Origin of the sequence: Phocaeicola sp. RTP21359st1_B8_RTP21360_211022 (assembly GCF_040911965.1) — a bacterium.
Classification (GTDB): Bacteria; Bacteroidota; Bacteroidia; order Bacteroidales; family Bacteroidaceae; genus Phocaeicola; species Phocaeicola vulgatus.
In genome coordinates, this window is record NZ_JBDFXP010000049.1 from 1 (window position 1) to 16,708 (window position 16,708).

General features: G+C 41.1%; 13 protein-coding genes. 2 read left to right on the forward strand and 11 right to left on the reverse strand.

The window, feature by feature from the left end; genetic code table 11:
* Nucleotides 1–69: 69 nt before the first annotated feature.
* On the forward strand, nucleotides 70–387 hold the full coding sequence (locus tag AB5062_RS19060; protein ID WP_368326942.1) for a GLPGLI family protein: 318 nt from the start codon (nucleotides 70–72) through the stop codon (nucleotides 385–387).
* Nucleotides 329–3,001 (forward strand): carboxypeptidase-like regulatory domain-containing protein, encoded by a 2,673-nt coding sequence (locus AB5062_RS19065; protein WP_080705349.1) that lies wholly within the window; start codon nucleotides 329–331, stop codon nucleotides 2,999–3,001. Before AB5062_RS19060 ends, AB5062_RS19065 begins: the two co-directional genes overlap by 59 nt.
* Nucleotides 3,002–3,031: 30 nt before the next feature.
* Here AB5062_RS19065 and AB5062_RS19070 read toward each other — a convergent pair whose 3' ends face one another.
* The 11 genes from AB5062_RS19070 to AB5062_RS19120 form a co-directional block, all read right to left on the reverse strand.
* Entirely contained in the window at nucleotides 3,032–3,721 is a 690-nt protein-coding gene (locus tag AB5062_RS19070; RefSeq protein ID WP_032952982.1) for a polysaccharide deacetylase family protein, read from the reverse strand.
* Between the two features lie 801 nt (nucleotides 3,722–4,522).
* Complete coding sequence (locus tag AB5062_RS19075; RefSeq protein ID WP_005634523.1) at nucleotides 4,523–6,784, reverse strand: Helicase associated domain protein; 2,262 nt, start codon at nucleotides 6,782–6,784, stop codon at nucleotides 4,523–4,525.
* Between the two features lie 25 nt (nucleotides 6,785–6,809).
* The gene (locus AB5062_RS19080) at nucleotides 6,810–7,118 is read right to left on the reverse strand and encodes an Arm DNA-binding domain-containing protein (RefSeq protein ID WP_217775921.1); all 309 of its coding nucleotides are present in this window, start codon (nucleotides 7,116–7,118) and stop codon (nucleotides 6,810–6,812) included.
* A 488-nt stretch (nucleotides 7,119–7,606) separates the two neighbouring features.
* Nucleotides 7,607–8,767: a non-hydrolyzing UDP-N-acetylglucosamine 2-epimerase gene (gene wecB / locus AB5062_RS19085; RefSeq protein ID WP_005634529.1), complete on the reverse strand. Its 1,161-nt coding sequence runs from the start codon at nucleotides 8,765–8,767 to the stop codon at nucleotides 7,607–7,609.
* Between the two features lie 17 nt (nucleotides 8,768–8,784).
* Nucleotides 8,785–9,975, reverse strand: coding sequence for a glycosyltransferase family 4 protein (locus AB5062_RS19090; RefSeq protein ID WP_005649011.1), 1,191 nt, complete (start codon nucleotides 9,973–9,975; stop codon nucleotides 8,785–8,787).
* A 3-nt stretch (nucleotides 9,976–9,978) separates the two neighbouring features.
* Nucleotides 9,979–11,532 (reverse strand): heparinase II/III family protein, encoded by a 1,554-nt coding sequence (locus tag AB5062_RS19095; RefSeq protein WP_005634533.1) that lies wholly within the window; start codon nucleotides 11,530–11,532, stop codon nucleotides 9,979–9,981.
* A gap of 5 nt (nucleotides 11,533–11,537) precedes the next feature.
* On the reverse strand, nucleotides 11,538–12,593 hold the full coding sequence (locus AB5062_RS19100; RefSeq protein WP_005634534.1) for a glycosyltransferase family 4 protein: 1,056 nt from the start codon (nucleotides 12,591–12,593) through the stop codon (nucleotides 11,538–11,540).
* Nucleotides 12,590–13,693, reverse strand: a complete 1,104-nt coding sequence (locus AB5062_RS19105; protein ID WP_120002681.1) for a glycosyltransferase — start codon at nucleotides 13,691–13,693, stop codon at nucleotides 12,590–12,592. Before AB5062_RS19105 ends, AB5062_RS19100 begins: the two co-directional genes overlap by 4 nt.
* A gap of 59 nt (nucleotides 13,694–13,752) precedes the next feature.
* Complete coding sequence (locus tag AB5062_RS19110) at nucleotides 13,753–14,892, reverse strand: EpsG family protein (RefSeq protein ID WP_234079527.1); 1,140 nt, start codon at nucleotides 14,890–14,892, stop codon at nucleotides 13,753–13,755.
* A 36-nt stretch (nucleotides 14,893–14,928) separates the two neighbouring features.
* Nucleotides 14,929–15,957, reverse strand: coding sequence for an acyltransferase (locus AB5062_RS19115; protein WP_005634537.1), 1,029 nt, complete (start codon nucleotides 15,955–15,957; stop codon nucleotides 14,929–14,931).
* A partial coding sequence (locus AB5062_RS19120) for a glycosyltransferase family 2 protein (RefSeq protein WP_368331265.1) occupies nucleotides 15,936–16,708 on the reverse strand: 773 nt, incomplete at its 5' end. The genes AB5062_RS19115 and AB5062_RS19120, both read right to left, overlap by 22 nt.

A 16,708-nucleotide genomic window follows, 5' to 3' on the forward strand; every position in this document is an offset into this window, starting at 1 on the left:
ATAGTAATTTTGTAACAAGTTATGGATGGAGCTCTTTTCAATTAGAATACAGCGCACTTTTCAATTAGTATCTACAGCTACTGCCATTTCAGAGGCAGGACATGGAAAGCATGGTTTACTACAGATATACCCGTCAGCAATGGTCCATGGAAATTAGCAGGATTACCCGGATTAATCCTAGAGGCATACGATTCTGCTTATCATTATCATTACACTTTAACCGAGATAAGAAAACAAAATCTATCCCCTATCTGTCTCTATAATTTTTGGGAACAACAATATGAAAAGCTAGACCGAATAAAGTTTCAGCGGCTTAGAGATAGAAGATATGAGGAAACTGCCAATGACAGGACCCACGCTGCATATAAACGACAGGAAACAGATTAAAAGGATGAAAAGCCTTATCTGTCTTGCTCTATTGTTTCTTGCTCTCTCCGTCCGGGGACAAGGGATCACGTTAACCGGAAATGTTCGCGACGGCAAAGACCAATTGGCATTGCAGGATGTAAATGTGGTGATTTCTTCCCAGGGACATAAAGACATTACGGCATATACTATATCGGATCAGAAAGGATCTTTCCGACTCACATACACTCCTGCCAAAGATAAGGAATACGTAATCCGCTTTTCTTATTTAGGTTATGAAACTGTTGTTTTGAATATTGAAAAGAGTATTACACAATATAATGTAGCATTGCATGCGCAAGCCATAGACATAAAAGAAATCATAGTAAAGGCTCCCAAAATAAAATCGCAAGGTGATACCATCATTTACAATGTAGCGAGTTTTTCTAAAGAAGGGGATAAGACGATAGGCGATGTCCTGAAGAAGTTACCCGGAGTCAGAGTGGAAGAAAACGGGCAAATCTCATACCAAGGGACGGCTATCAACAAATTCTATATAGAAGGAATGGACTTGTTGGGAGGGAAATATAATATCGCCACCAATAATATTTCCAATGATGATGTGGGAAGTGTAGAGATAATGGAAAACCATCAACCTATCAAGGCACTCAACGGGTTGAGTATTTCTGAACAGGCGGCAATCAACCTGCGTCTGAAAGAAAAAGCCAAACAAAAATGGATTGGCAGCCTGAAGGGAGGAGGAGGATTTACTCCTTCATCCGGTTTGTGGGCGGTAGAGATGATAGCCATGCATTTTAATAAGAATTTCCAGTCACTGAATACCTATAAGACAAACAATACCGGACAGGATGTCACCAAAGAATTTAAATCGTTTGACTTGAATGAAAGACGATATGGCAGCGAAAAACTGACAGACTATATCCATATCTCTTCATTGTATCCACATGAGCTGAACAGGGAACGGGAGCTGTTCAATACCACTCATCAAGTAACATCAAATAACCTGTCCAGGCTTAAAAGCGGACTGAACATAACTACCCATATAGGGTGGATAGATCACAAAGAACAAGCGGACAAGCAAACCATAACGCAATATTATCAGGCTGATGCGGATACGATAACCGTTCGGGAGCATGAAAGTTCATTGTACAAGAAGCAAACCTTGGCTGCGGGAATTACCTTGGATATCAACGAGGAGCAATATAATATGACAAACAGGCTGATGACTGACTTTACATGGAAGCATAAGGACGAAGCTGTAAATGGAAATCTGCCTAATATCCAGAACAGCTATTCCCCGGACAAACAATTGGTCAATGATCTCTATTTGCTTAAGAAATTCGGGAAAAAATTCATTATATTTTCATCTTATAGTTTCCTGCAGGACAATCCCCAGAAGCTGAGTGTTCTATATACAAAAGAATCCCCAAAGGTTCAACGAATCGAACAAAGAAAACTATTCTCGGACAATAAAGTGGATTATGGAATTGTGGCAGGAAAATTAGTCATCAATACAACGGTAGGATTCTCACTCCTGTCCCGCAATATGCGCTCCCGATTAACAGGTATGGAACAGGTTGACAAGGCGGAAAATTACTCACATGTAAACAGTACCCGACTCTATTTGATAAGCAAACTGGAGTACTCGCTAGGCAAACTGAAAAGCTATTTATCATTGCCTGTTTATTTTTACACGAGCCGTTACTCGGAAAAGACTACCGCTTCCAAAGAAAAATACACCAAACTGTCTTTGAATCCTCGTCTATACGTTACTTATCCTTTCTCCTCCCGATGGCAGATGGATATTACAGGGTCTGTCAGCTCATCACCAAGGGGTGAGTCACTTTTTTATACAGGATATATCATGAACTCTTATCGAACGATGTCAGAAGGTTATCCCGTCTATAAGCAAAACAGGCGACAAATGATAGAGGGAAATCTATCCTACAAGCAAGCTATGGAAGAGTTGTTTGGAAACCTGAGTGTCCGTTACAGTCGGAGTACAACTCCATATACTCCTTATCAACAATTTCAGGAAGGATATCTTATATCTTCTTATCAAGAAGGAGAGAATAACCGGAATCAGTTCAGCGTTTCAGCAAGCCTGTCTAAAGGTATCAGCTGGATAAAAGGATATATATTTCTGGATGTTGCATATAGTGACAGCCGTTCCTTACTGGTACGAAATGATTTAAAGGTTCCCAATACTCAAAGAACATGGCATATAGTTCCCAGGCTGGAAACGGACCTTTTCAGATGGCTCACCATGAAATATAAATTGAATTATGCCTATAGCATCTTGGCGCTTGAAGATGAAGAAACAGCTACACGGAACATATCCCTTAACCAACAACTTTCATTACGTTTTTCTCCTTTTGCCAAGGTTAGCATGGAATTGGTTGCAGAACACTATCACAATGAGTCACCCACTGACAGAACAAGAGATTTCTTCTTGGCCGATTTCATATTGTCCCATAAAATTTCTTCTAAATGGGAAATAGAAGTATTGGCAAAGAATCTGATGAATGAACAAAGATATGTTTATACCAGCTTCACGGATGAAGCGAGTACTGTGTCTAGAAGTTATGATATACGTCCGAGGAATCTGATGATGACTATTAAATACAGTTATTGACTGAATTTTGTACTCGGATGATTCATCACACTAAGTAATCTGTTTTATCAGTCTATCTAACGCTACTACCGTATACCCCTCTTTTTCTATAAAGTCCAGAACTTGTACCAGCAGCCTGTCACTATCGGGCATCCGGTCATGTAGCAGAAGGATGGAGCCCGGAACGAGCCGTTTCTTGATGCGTTTGATAATTTTTTCAGGAGTGGGTTGCTGAGTGTCCAGTGTGCGGATGTTCCAACCAATGGGGATGTATCCCAGCCTGCGCACTGCTTTAGCCAGGGTAGGATTGGTCACTCCGAAAGGCGGCCGGAACCATAGGACCGGTTGACCGGTTACTTTTTCCAATTCTTGCTGGCAGGTTATTAAATCATGGCACATCCGTTTGAAGGTATAGAGAGGAAAATAGCCGGAATGGGAGAAGGAATGATTCCCGATACGATGTCCTTCTTTGATGATTTGCCGGAGCAGCTCTTCATTGCCTTTTATCTTGTTTCCGATGCAAAAAAAGCAGGCCGGTATGTGTTTTTCTCTTAACACTTTCAGCACTTTGGGAGTCTGTATCGGATCGGGCCCGTCATCAAAAGTGATGGCTATGATTTTCTCTTCGGTTTTCTTGCAACAGAAGACACACATGTAAATACAGGCACGGATGCTGTAAGAAGCGTAAAAGAAAAAGGCCATGACGCTTACTATGATGACTACAGAAACTAGGATGTGCATTGCTTGATTAAGATGATTGAGTGATACTTTAAATTCTTATCAATTTGATGGATTAATTTGAAAGACAAACGCTTATGGAAGTTCTGAAAAGTCTAAGGTAACGATTTGGAGATTGTGCTAATTTCAGTATTTTACAACCTCATACTTATGAGGAACTCTTCTATGGACAAAGATAGACATTTTTTAGATTAGGGAAAAAATTTGAAGGAAAAAATAAAAAAAAAGTTTGGGAAAGGATTGGAAAAATTCAAGAGAGAGGTTGAGGAATTAAGTGTATGTGTATGGGGGGGGGATTGTATAATCAATTTGCAGTTACCGAAAAAGGCATATTCAGAATTCCTGTATATTGCTTCTACTAGTGATTGCAGAACCGACAATTATATTTAAAATTACCCCAATCAAGTATTCCGAGTGGGGCATAAAGATTATTTAAATTGTAACCATACCCTATATATTCAAACTGGCTTCATTCAAAGGAAAGTCAAAAGATGTTCATAATAATGCTCCTTACATTATTATGACAGACAAGAGTCATGACATTGGTAATAACCGTCTTTTGTAAATCGTCATTTATATGCAGTGACAATTTCATTTCCATGTCTACGAAATTTGGTAATAACATCTTTTAAAAGTGTCTAGAATTCCTATCAGTTATGTACAATATCTGAATTCTGATTTTATGCGTATTTATTCATAAAATTAGACTCTATATCTGCTTACACAGGTTATCACTATACTATTTCCTGCAAATAACATTTGGGAATATATTTCGTAACCCAATGGTTTCAAAGATGTTTCCTGTCAGCTCAGAGGGAAACCGATCCGCTCCAATTGTACTATTCGCTCATCTGACATGTTTCCCTTGCGGTAATCCCGTCTTTGGATGGTACACCAACGTCCCAATGCTCCTTCACGGCAACCTGGCCATCGCCCTTGGCGGTTATGGAACAGGCGCAACTGCTCAAAGTTGCCTTGCCAGACTTGTTCCGCTGACCAAACAAATCCTATTTTATCCAACAGAAGCCAGCGATCATGGGATAATTTCCCCAGTTTGTGCATTTTTCGTTGTGTATGACACCATCCACCCAGATTCCCCTCCGTCGATTTAGGGAAACGCTGATATTTTCCGACAAAAGACTTCAACTCCTCGTAATTCTTCATCCATTCCCTTTGAAGGTCTTGATTCCAAACAAAGCCGATCTCATCCAAAGCCCGGATGCGCTCTTTGCTCAAGCGTCCATTCTTCCGCCTTTCCCGTTGGGTATAACACCAAGTTGCAAGCGGGCCGTCTTCACGTTTGGGCCAGCGTCCGCAGGTATCAAAGAAGACTTTCAACGCACGGTATTCTTTCATCCATTTGGAGTCGAGCTGGTTCCATTCGAAGCCGATCAATTCTAGCTGACGGCGGCGTTCCTCCTGCAATTTTCCCCGTTTATAGGCAATGCGTTGGGTGTTGCACCACAAACCGAGTTTCCCTTCCGTAATTGATGGCCAGTCGTTTTCTTCCCGACGGAATTCAATCAGCCTCTCATACATAATCTGCCAGGGCTCCAGTTCTGCCAATATCTCTTCTATGCGCAGCCGTATGTCTGATAGGAAACCCGTCGTCAAAAAAGAGGTGTTTCCTTCGAATCCTTTGGGTGACGGAAGGAGAGATAGACGCTCCAAGTGGGGAGCCATCACATCATAAACCGATTTTCCTGAAAGATTGTTGACAAAATCCAAGACGACCGGCCGTTTTCCAGCCTCGGCATTTAGACAACGGCCCAATTGCTGCAAGGTAACGATATATGATTCTGTCCGTCTAAGGAATAAGACAGCATCCACACCTTCCACATGCAGTCCTTCTATCAGCATGTTGACGGAAAACAATACGTGCAGCCGGTCTGATTCTTCTCGGAAAGCATCCAGTATCCGGCCGTTCTGCCGTTCACCTTGGGCATGATGGATCTCGAACGGAGTAATGGCACGTCCCGCTCGCGTGAGCCATCCGCATACTTCTGGCACCATCTGCTTCAAATCGGTGAGATCGCGACAGAATACCAGCAGCTTGCGTACGCTTGTCGGCAGGAACTTCCGGATGACTTCCGGTGCCCCCAAAGCCTCTTTGAAATCCACACGTGCCAGATCCAGTTTCTTCTGTACCTTTTCTTTTCGTCCTTTTGAACAACCGCTGCGTTCCAGCTTTCTTTGCAGCCGGTCCAGTTCGTTGTCCAGCCCGTAAGCACTCTGTACCAGAACCGGAACCGGCAAGATATTGTAATACCAAGCCTGCGGCAAGGTAAGCTCATAAAACAAATTTCCTTCGAAATAAAGATCCACCGTATCGATCATTCCCTCCGGACGGATCGGCGTTGCCGACGTTCCCAGGACATAGGCACAGGGATTATTTTCTATCACATCCTGCAAGGCACTTCCCCAAATTTCCGCCCCGAAATGGTGGAATTCATCAATAAGAATATGATCTGCCCGTAACAACCCATTGTCCTCCCGGTTACGGATCAGTGACTGGAATGTCCGGTACGTCACTTGCGGAATAGAGAATCCGACGGCTTTCCGGATCTCATCCAGAATCGTGATGTTCGGAGCAAAGACCAATATCTTTTCCTTTGCATGATCTGCGATATAGCGTGCCAGCAAATAGGATTTCCCTGTTCCGGTAGCCTGCACGACCGCACCGATACGGTGTTGTTTGAATCCCCGCATGATCGCCCTGTAAGCCGCTTCGTTATGCGGATAAAGCTCCACATGTCTTCCGGACAAGAGGCTTTCAATATAGCTTTCATCCGAAACGGTCAGCCCATGCAGTTCAAAGTCCAATGCTTCCGGCAGGAATCCGCCGTGTGCCACGATCCTGAAATATAGATTTCGATGCCCTTTACTTAGTGTAGAGAACTTCTCGTAGAACAATTCAGCATCCGAGCGAGTCAAAGGACGTTCGTTTCGGACCTCCTTCACGATGGCATGTACCATTCCCGGCTTGAAGCCTATCCGTAGTCCCTCTTCGGATTCTGTTACCTGGAAGCCTAGACGGAGATAGCAATCTGTTAAAGACGATACCATCCTATTTACTTACAAGTCAAAAAGTTCATTTGATTATTGTCCTTTGCTGTTTAAAGAGGGCTATCATATCACCCATTGTCAGTCGACCGGTAATATCTTCTGTTATAATCCGGTTCAAAAGCCGAAGATCCGCCTCAATTTGGACACGGAAACGACAGGACTCAGGATAATCATCCCGGATTGTCCTTGCTGTTTCATCCCAGGAAGAAGCTGACAAGTGAAGACGGGAAGAAAACTCCATACGCTGGTTGTGCCCTTTGTAGATACGGTAATAAATTGTACCACGCTCGGGATTTTTCTTATTAGGTTCAAAACGGACAACAACAGTAGGCATCCTTGTTACTTTTACAGCTGATTTATATAGAGGAGTTTCCCTTATAATCAAAATTTGGGTAGGGTGATTTTTTCTTAAAAACGCTCACCAATCTGAGTATTTTCCCTGCATTATTTATATCCGCACTGGAAATATGGATAAATTCACTCATACTAGTATATGCTACCCAGAAATAGGAGAAAGTCCAAACAATAAAAGTTCCCAAAAGGAACACCCATACGCAGGAATTTTTTCATTTACCATTCCCCTTTTCTTCACACTAAAATCCAGAATCATATTGCAGACGGTTGCGGTCAAAATGCCTCTCATGCCCGTTCTCTTCCGAAGTTAGTGGTGACAACATATAGTAATCCTTGAATGTTATACACCCGTTTGAAATTAGAAACCGGACGAATCTGCATCTTCCTCGTTTTCCGCTTATAAAGCAGAATCATCATCACCTTAAAAAATATTAATAGTCTGATTTTCAGGTTTAATCTCACATCTTTTTATATTCTGTACAGCAATGCGTTCACAATACGTCCACAAGCAAGCCCGTCTCCATAAGGGTTCACTGCCTTGCTCATTTTTTCATAGGCGACTTTATCGTCAATCAAAACAGATACTTCATTTACTATTCTGTTATAATCCGTACCTACCAGTTTTACCGTTCCTGCATCCAATGCTTCCGGACGTTCCGTTGTGTCGCGCATCACCAATACCGGCTTACCCAGTCCTGGAGCTTCCTCTTGTATGCCACCGCTATCGGTTAATACTATAGTGGATTTTTCCATTAAATAGACAAAACTCAGATATTCTAAAGGTTCAATGAAGAACATGTTCCCAAAATCGGATAATTCCTCTCCAAATACGTCATGTATCGGTTTGCGCACATTTGGATTCAAGTGCATCGGATAAACGAAGTCCACCTCCGGGTATTTTTTTGTCAAGTCTTTGATAGCAGTACACATATGGATGAATCCGTCACCGAAGTTTTCACGACGATGTCCCGTAATCAGCACCAGCTTCTTACCACCATTCAAACGGCTCACGTCATATCCGGCTTTTGCCAGTATCCCTACCAATTCACAATCCAACGCCTTGTCGCTCTTAATTTTATCCACTACCCAATAAAGCGCATCAATTACCGTATTCCCGGTCACGATGACATTCCGATCGTCAATACCTTCCCGCATCAGATTGCTACGACTCAGTGGCGTAGGCGAGAAATGGTAGGTCGCCAGTCGTCCGGTCAAAAGTCGATTCATCTCCTCCGGCCATGGGCTATAGATGTTATGTGTACGTAATCCTGCCTCTATGTGTGCTACCGGAATCTGTTGGTAGAAGGCCGACAGAGCAGCGGCAGTAGAAGTGGTCGTGTCACCGTGCACCAGCACTACATCCGGCCTTGCCTCTTTCAGTACATCACGCATACCTGTCAATACACGGGACGTCACGTCATATAAGTCTTGTCCCTGCTTCATAATGTTCAAGTCATAATCTGGACAAATATCGAATATATCCAATACCTGGTCCAGCATTTCCCGGTGTTGTCCGGTAACACATACTACAGTTTCCACCCGTTCTGGCTGTTTCTGGAATTCTTTCACCAGCGGAGCCATCTTGATTGCCTCCGGACGGGTGCCGAAGACCAACATTACTTTCTTCATTGAATTATATTTTTACATCAGATTGATTTTATAAAATCGTAACAGCGATATATCTGTTTGTTAAAATCGAATTCATTTTTTGCCATATCCAGGCAGTTCTTCGATATTGTGCTGTATTCTTCGTCAGGAAGGTTAATCAACTCAATAATATTATTGTGTAATTGTTTGAAATCATGTGGCTTTGAAACCATTCCAAAATAATATTTCGATACGATCTCAGCCCCTTCTCCACCTCCACAAAACAGTATAGGTATGCCAATAGGTATGAGATCATATATTTTGGATGGCACTGCTCCTTTGATTGCTACGGTAAGTGGAACAATTGACGCATCGTATCTTGACAACTCTTCGGCGATTTGTTCTTTCTTTACATATCCATGATAATACACGAAACAACCGGGATGTTTATTTATATATTCTTTTATCTTTTCTGTCTGATTTCCACCACCATACAAGTGGAACTCAGCGCCAATAGACTGAAACGGAATATTCTCGATAATTGAATATATATCTTGTGCCACACCTAATAGTCCGGCATATACAATGCGAAAGGGCGTGTGCTTCCTTTTGGGTTGAGCAGCAACCGCATATTGCTGCAAATTACGGTATACAAACTTGTTTTTTGTCGAAGGAAATTGATTCACATGCCGGATTATCTCTTCAGACTGACCGAAAATACCGTCTGCATTGCGATAAATATAACGTTCAATCCACGCGAAAATATCATATATCTTCCCACCTTCACGCATTGCTCCAAGCTCAACAGCAGAAAGTGGCCATAAATCGGATATGTTCACAAGAGTCTTGCGCCCGAATATTTTTTTGAAAAGCGTGATGGCCGAACCAGCCACTGGTAGTGGAGGGCTTTGGATGATCACCCTATCGTAACCCTGGATCTTCTTTATCTTAAAAGCAAACAACCATAACATGGTCGCAAATGACATCATACTTACCGCTCGCTTAAAAGGATTCTTGGACACGGTTGCATAAGTCCAATATCTATACACGTTTATGCCATTAATCTTTTCTTTTTTTGACAAACGGCCTCTATAACCCTCGAATATTTGTCCTTGAGGGTAATTCGGCAAACAAGTTAACACATCCACTTCCGCTCCCTGACTTTTCAGCCCTTCAGCCATATTGGTTATACGGGAAGGAGCAGCCCCAAGCTCGGGAGAATAGTAGAACGACACAATTAAAATCTTCATATTTTATGCCTGAAATATTTGATACGTTAAATTTCTGCAAAATACTATTTTTATCGTCTTAGAAGGTTCTAGTCGATTGTATTCTACTGATACAAAATCATTTATAATTTCTATGGAATTTGCACCAGATACAGCGATATTAGCCCTGTTGGTTCTTATTTCAGTTGACGATATGGCAAGGACCTCAATATCGGGTGCGAAATGAATATAGCTGATACATTCTGTCATATTATTGCCGACAATCTTATCATTTATTGTAAACACATCATCGTTAATAGTGAATTTCCGTTGATGTATACATCCTTTAAAACCATCGTGCTCTGCCATAATTTCATTTTCGGTATCGGATAGTACTCTTACTTTAGCTCTTTTACCCATACGGAAACCTCCCCACACCTCGCTAGAATCCTTGTTGCCGACAGTTACGGTGTTATGAGCTGACGTACTTCGTTCGTACTGCCTTCTTGCAGTCTTGTTGTAGGTAGAAATACCTGTATCAACAACAAACGGTCTGCAATCAATTCGCAATTCATAATTAAACGTATCGGCATGACTATGCCCCGGCTGATAGGTCGCAGTAATATTACCCACATCCACAACTGCCTCCAAATGTGTTGAACAAAGCTTCCTATAGCCACATTCTTTCATAGGCAAAGGGGTCCATTCCAACTTCAATCTTTTGGCGTATGCTCTCAATTCGGAAACTGTCGGTGCTATCCCATATGCCGAATCATTAAGTAAGGGAATCGTATCGTCTTTCCACACGATGCTCTCCAAATGCCCCAACATCCTTACCACATACAGTTTCAAAAGCTCACACATTTTCTCATGACCTCTATTAATCGAGGCATTATAGCAATCCAATAACCTATCGAGCAAAATGCAGTGATACATCGGTGATTGCTCGTAATGTGAGCCATCAGGCAAAATCTGTTCATCAAGCTCTTTATACAACAGACAGGATGCCTTGTCATACATTTTTTTATCGGAAAAATAAATTGAAGCGATAAACAAAGCGTAAGCATCTTCTAAAAGATGGTTGCCAAGCAGTTGGTATTCCAGTTTCCGTTCGAGCAATTTACATTGCGCATAAAGGGAATCGTTCCACCGTTGCAACCGATTGCTCTCCACTTTTTTATGATGCCTGCCGATAAACTTGATCCAGTTGATGCTTCGCAGTGCGATAGGATAAGGATCAAGACCGATCCTGTTTGTTGGCAAATCAGTTATAAACCGTTCAACCCATTCTGAACCTTGTTCAAAAGTCATGTCAGGTTGCAACAACCAATCCATATAATTCAGATTGTATGCCCAAAGCATCCCATGACTAACATCATTCCATGACTTAAAATCCCCTATAAGATTTAGGAATGTAAATGTCTTGGGTACATTGTAACAATACCACTTTGCGATAACTGAGACCATCCGCAATGAAGATTGCCGGGGAACATTATATTCCATCAACTTATGAGAAAATAGTCTATAATATAATTGATAATAGATTTGTTTTAACCGAAGATGTTTAATTGTATTGACAATAAGAATATTATTAGCCATTTGATTTAGTGCATTATAATTTCAAGTATGCGTTTATTCGTCTTATCAGATTCAAACTCTTCTTCAAATTTCTTCAAGGCATTCCCTGAATATTGAGAATAGTTTGTTGCGTTAATCGATAAGATAGCTTGTTTTATCGCATCTACATCACCGGGAATTACTAAACGACCATTGTAACCGTCTTCTACGATTTCAGGTATTCCACCTGCATAGGTTGATACGCAAGGAATGCCTACAGACATAGCTTCGATGATAATGCCCGGGTAGCCCTCGCGATAAGAAGGTAATAGCAGTAAATCATATTCTACTAAAGTTTTTAAAACCTGTTCGGAAGAGACAACCCCATGGTATGTTATTCCGCTTTCGTTGAAGTTGATATTGCGATATTTATCCTCTTTTATCTCACCATATATATCAAGGGTATAATTCGAAGGTAACAGTTTGGATACCGCTATAAGATCTTCTATCCCTTTTTCTTTGTTGATATGCGACATGAAAACACATCTGCCATGAAAGTCTGAGGGGTTCTTTCGTATTGTTGAAGCTTTACGCACATTAGGGAACCAATGTATATTGTCACTCTTTCCTATTAACTGTTGTAGGTGTGTAATACCCTGTTGGGTTTCAAAGAATATCAAGTCTGTTTGTCTGATAGCATCAAGTGCCCGTTGTAATTGGGTTTGACCAATTTTCTTTATGTAGAACTCAAATGAACCTCCGAATTTACGTAGTACGACTTTTTTGTGTGCCAAACGAGCTATTTTGCTCAATAATGGGAAATAATAAATTGTACCATGATCAGAAAAATTGAACATTACAATATCGCACCCAAACAGTCTCCACAAAAATGCCGGGAAAAAGTATGAATAATTGCGCCACATACTACGCTGGCGAGTGCGAAGATTTGAATACCGGTTGTTTTGTACAAACCTATATTCATATTCAGACTGAGAGGCTAGATAGTCAAGATAGTTTTTCATCAACACCGTCGCACCTCCATAATTCAATAAGTTGCTCTCATCGGGAATTGAGCCTACAACGAGTAATTTTTTCCGTTTCATTTCTTTATTCCTTTCTCGAAAAGTCTTACGTAGTTGCGAGCACATTCGTACATACTGAATGGACCATAAGTGGCAAGAGCTTTTTGCTTCATGTCTTTAAGCTGTACATCGGTGAGGGATAGAAATCTCTTTACCGTTTTGTAATAAGATTCTTCACCGATACCGTCACTCAGAAAACCGTTTTCACCGTTGTGTACCACATCTACTATACCGCCCACAGGTGTGCATACCGGTATACAGCCAACACCAATAGCCTCTATCAACGAAATAGGCATCCCCTCATACGAGGAACAAAGTGCATAAGCATCTCCCATTTTAAGGTATTCAAGCGGATTGTGCAGTTCTCCAAGTAATTGTATTGCTTCATCGTTGTACGAACGCAATTCCGCGGTCATCTGTGCATCACGTTCACCTCCGATAAACAATACAGTGAGGTCGTATCCTTCCCGTTTTAACCGCATTACCACACGTGCCAAGAGAGTTTGCCGTTTCACAGGGTCAATACGTGCGAGACTTATCAGTACTCGCGTCTTATTTGTATGTCTATACTGTTTAAATTGTTCCTTGACCTCGTCTGAAACAAGCATACCAGCATCCACATTGCGCCCATTGAAAATCATAGGAGCATCCATTCCATAATATTTTCGGAAGCTATGTAGTGATTCGGCGGAAATGGTAATGGGTGTAATCCACCCATGATGAAAACAGAACTTCCGCATTCCGCTGCTGATAAAGGAGCCTCCGGCTTCTTTATCAGCAGCGTTATGCACTGTATGACAGTGCATAACGCCATTCTTTCGCATGATTGCGAAAGCAATATACATAATAGCACGCAAATGCGTGTGCACCACATCAGGCTTTTCTCTACGGATATATCTATATACTCTAAATAACAAACCGATGTCAAGTCCCATCCGTTTGTTCATCGATACCACCCTTACATTATTCGATACCTCTTTCAAATAGAAATCCACCTTGTCAAGTGAGTGCAAAACCATCAATGTCACATCATGTTCTTTCGACAACTCATTGCACAAGTCAACCACAAACCGCTCTCCGCCGCCACTGCTAAGTTGAGGAATTATTTCTAAGATTTTCATTCAGATTGTTTTTTAATTTTTTTATTGTGATCCTAATACGTGTAAACTAACGAAACATGTCAGAAAAAGACGTACCCTTCCCATACCAACCTCTTATAGAAGGCATAGAAAAGTTTATAACAGATAGGAAGGATTGCCAAAAGCATCAAGATTCTTTTCTCGCGTGTCATCTTGAAATTAGAATAATAATAACCCACAACAATACAAAGAGGAAAATAGCTCATCATTATGAAACGTATAAAGAGCCATACCGAAGTTTCTTGGAAGAAAAACAGACTGGCAATATAAGTTATTGCATACCAATAGATGAACAATGCCTTTATATACCGTGGAACATCCATTTCTTCAAAAACTATCTTCTTAGTCATAAGAGCCAAAGATGCGTATACCGGCATATAGGTTATCATTTGGTTCAGTTTACCAAAAATATTCGACTGCCGCATTGTGCCGCTCGCATATCCCGTCATCGAGCTCCCTATATTCATGTCTGCTATATCAAAACCGATGAGTCCGTTCATAATAATATAATCCAGCAGTAAAGTAGTCACAACGGTCAGGAAAGGGAATATGACAAGACTGATTTTTACCGTTTTCCTATTCAGATAAAAAGGTGTTACCGAAAGTGCAGCAATCGAAAACAACATACTTTTGTGAAAGAAGAATGAACAGAAAATCAACAAACAACCGAATAGGAATGACAATAACCTATTATGAGAGGGCCTGATAATGAATGAAAAGCCAAAAAACAGTATGGCAATTCCCAAATTTCCGCGCATTACTGAAATAATGTTGATATAAAACAGCACAAATATCAGCAATCCTATCCTCACATCAAGTTTGAGCCGTTTTATTGTCCATAACGACAAAATCACCGTTCCGCTCCACACTATAAACCGCCATACCAGATAGTTTGAAGTGACATTCCGTATCAACCAATAGTAAACGGGTTCAAGATGCACGTTTAATCCGGTTGAACAGATACGTTTGAAAAGCCCCTCGTAGTGATAGAAATCGTTGTCCGCATAGCCGAAAGTGCAAAACAGTATCAGCAGGACACCGTATACTGCATAATCCAAGATGTCTGTATATCGTTTTCTAAATTCACAGCCATATCTATACACATTCGGAAACGGATACAGCATAAGAAAAAACAGAAGTATATTGAACAGTACCGGAACTGCCTCGTAATGATATTTCATCGTTGTAATTTATTAGGTAAATAAAATAGGACACATTCATACTAACACAGAAATTTGGTGTATTTGCATCCGGCTATAATCACACTTGATACATAGCAGACGATGAAAGTGCCCACGAAGGCGACCAACGGAGTTAACTCTTTGGTATACAAAAATACCCCCCCCCATTCTATAATAGATAAGTCTCAGAACTATTTCTTGCATCACATATATTCCCATCGAATTCATTGCGATACTTCGGCATACAGTGTATAGTTTTCCATTGCATCTGTCTTCCAGTTTTATAAATACAGCGACATAGATAATTGTGACTAATCCATAGCTTACCATTTTAAGAGTATGGTGGACAAACAGGATTAAAACTTTTACTTTCAAGTCCGATGCCAGTTCCGGACGCATCCCGTCCATTCCCAAAACCAATGTTACCGCAATGAATAACCCCATATAAACAGCCGATAAAATGCATATTGTTGACCAATTGACAGTTCTCAGCCGCTCACGATTTCTAAAGAAAATTCCACCAAGATGGAAAAAAAGCAGATAATAAAGCGATTGATTAAAACGGAACGGAATTCCCGGCCAAGGCAGAATAGCAATAATCATGAGTACTAACATCAAGTTACGTCCCTTGAGACAGTGCTGTATGCCATATTCCATTAAAAAGCACCAAAAGAGCATCGGAAGAAACCAAAGATGTCCGTATCCCCCAATAATTTTCCAAAAATGTTCCAGATTAAGAAGTTTTGACGGACCAAAGAATATCAATGTCATGATAATGCCCCAACACATACACGGTACAAACAGCCGTTTCAGCTTACCGGCTAGTAATAATCGGAAAGAAATGACTTTCTTTTGGAGCGAAAAGGCAAATACATACCCGGAAATCAGGACAAAAGTTTCCAGCATCCCACTGTATGCCAGTTTTCCTCCCCAATAAAATCCTTCATTGGGTTGGGCGTAGGAAGGCATATCCCAACCACCGCAATAGGGCGCAAGAGCATGATAGAGCACGAGCAGAATGATTACGAACGTCCTGATAATATCTATTTCCTTAAGTCTTTCCATATATTTTTAAGGTATTTGAATATGGGATATACACCAAGCAAAGAACCGAAATACTCGATTTTACTGAGAGTACGCATCTTGCTGTGACGAATGACTGTAATACTGTTGATTTCCGGATATGTATTGTGCCAAATCCGACGGATTCGCGGCATCAGCATATATCTATCAAGATACATTCTTGAACCAACTTTCAGCGCATTTATCTCGTCTGTATACTTTTCATAAATACCTTTGGAGCGAAGAAAGGTGAAAATCAGATCAAGATTCTCCTTACGCTGATTGAGTTTATTAATCTGGATCTCAGCACTGCCATAACTTGTAATTGACGCAGGATTAAAAAAATAGTAATAAAATGGTTTCATCAAGTATCCTACATTCCGGCTATTCCAAACCAATTGGATTATCGTCGCCAGATCCTCGTTCATATTTTGCCTTGGAAATGTTATCCCATCGTAAAGACTACGTTTGATCAAAGCGCCGCACAAGCTCCCCATCAACCGCCCGCAAAGCAATGATGACATCAGGAAGTCTTTATTATTGGTAGAAACCTTGCGCGGGGCGGAAGCATATGTAGAAACACCATCACTACGATAGAAATCATAAAAGACCATATCGTAATGGCCGGATAGGGCAAAAGTATATAGTTCCTTTATGGCATGCACATCCATCCAGTCATCGCTATCGCAATGAACCGTGTAATCACCAGAGGCCAATTGAATCCCTTGTCGTCGAACCTGTCTCTTATACACAT

Coding starts and splice junctions, on each gene's coding strand:
- AB5062_RS19115 (WP_005634537.1), bottom strand. CDS start 15,957: ATGGAAAGACTTAAGGAAATAGATATTATCAGGACGTTCGTAATCATT.
- AB5062_RS19065 (WP_080705349.1), top strand. CDS start 329: ATGAGGAAACTGCCAATGACAGGACCCACGCTGCATATAAACGACAGG.
- AB5062_RS19090 (WP_005649011.1), bottom strand. CDS start 9,975: ATGAAGATTTTAATTGTGTCGTTCTACTATTCTCCCGAGCTTGGGGCT.
- AB5062_RS19110 (WP_234079527.1), bottom strand. CDS start 14,892: ATGAAATATCATTACGAGGCAGTTCCGGTACTGTTCAATATACTTCTG.
- AB5062_RS19100 (WP_005634534.1), bottom strand. CDS start 12,593: ATGAAACGGAAAAAATTACTCGTTGTAGGCTCAATTCCCGATGAGAGC.
- AB5062_RS19095 (WP_005634533.1), bottom strand. CDS start 11,532: ATGGCTAATAATATTCTTATTGTCAATACAATTAAACATCTTCGGTTA.
- AB5062_RS19105 (WP_120002681.1), bottom strand. CDS start 13,693: ATGAAAATCTTAGAAATAATTCCTCAACTTAGCAGTGGCGGCGGAGAG.
- AB5062_RS19070 (WP_032952982.1), bottom strand. CDS start 3,721: ATGCACATCCTAGTTTCTGTAGTCATCATAGTAAGCGTCATGGCCTTT.
- AB5062_RS19080 (WP_217775921.1), bottom strand. CDS start 7,118: ATGCCTACTGTTGTTGTCCGTTTTGAACCTAATAAGAAAAATCCCGAG.
- wecB (WP_005634529.1), bottom strand. CDS start 8,767: ATGAAGAAAGTAATGTTGGTCTTCGGCACCCGTCCGGAGGCAATCAAG.
- AB5062_RS19075 (WP_005634523.1), bottom strand. CDS start 6,784: ATGGTATCGTCTTTAACAGATTGCTATCTCCGTCTAGGCTTCCAGGTA.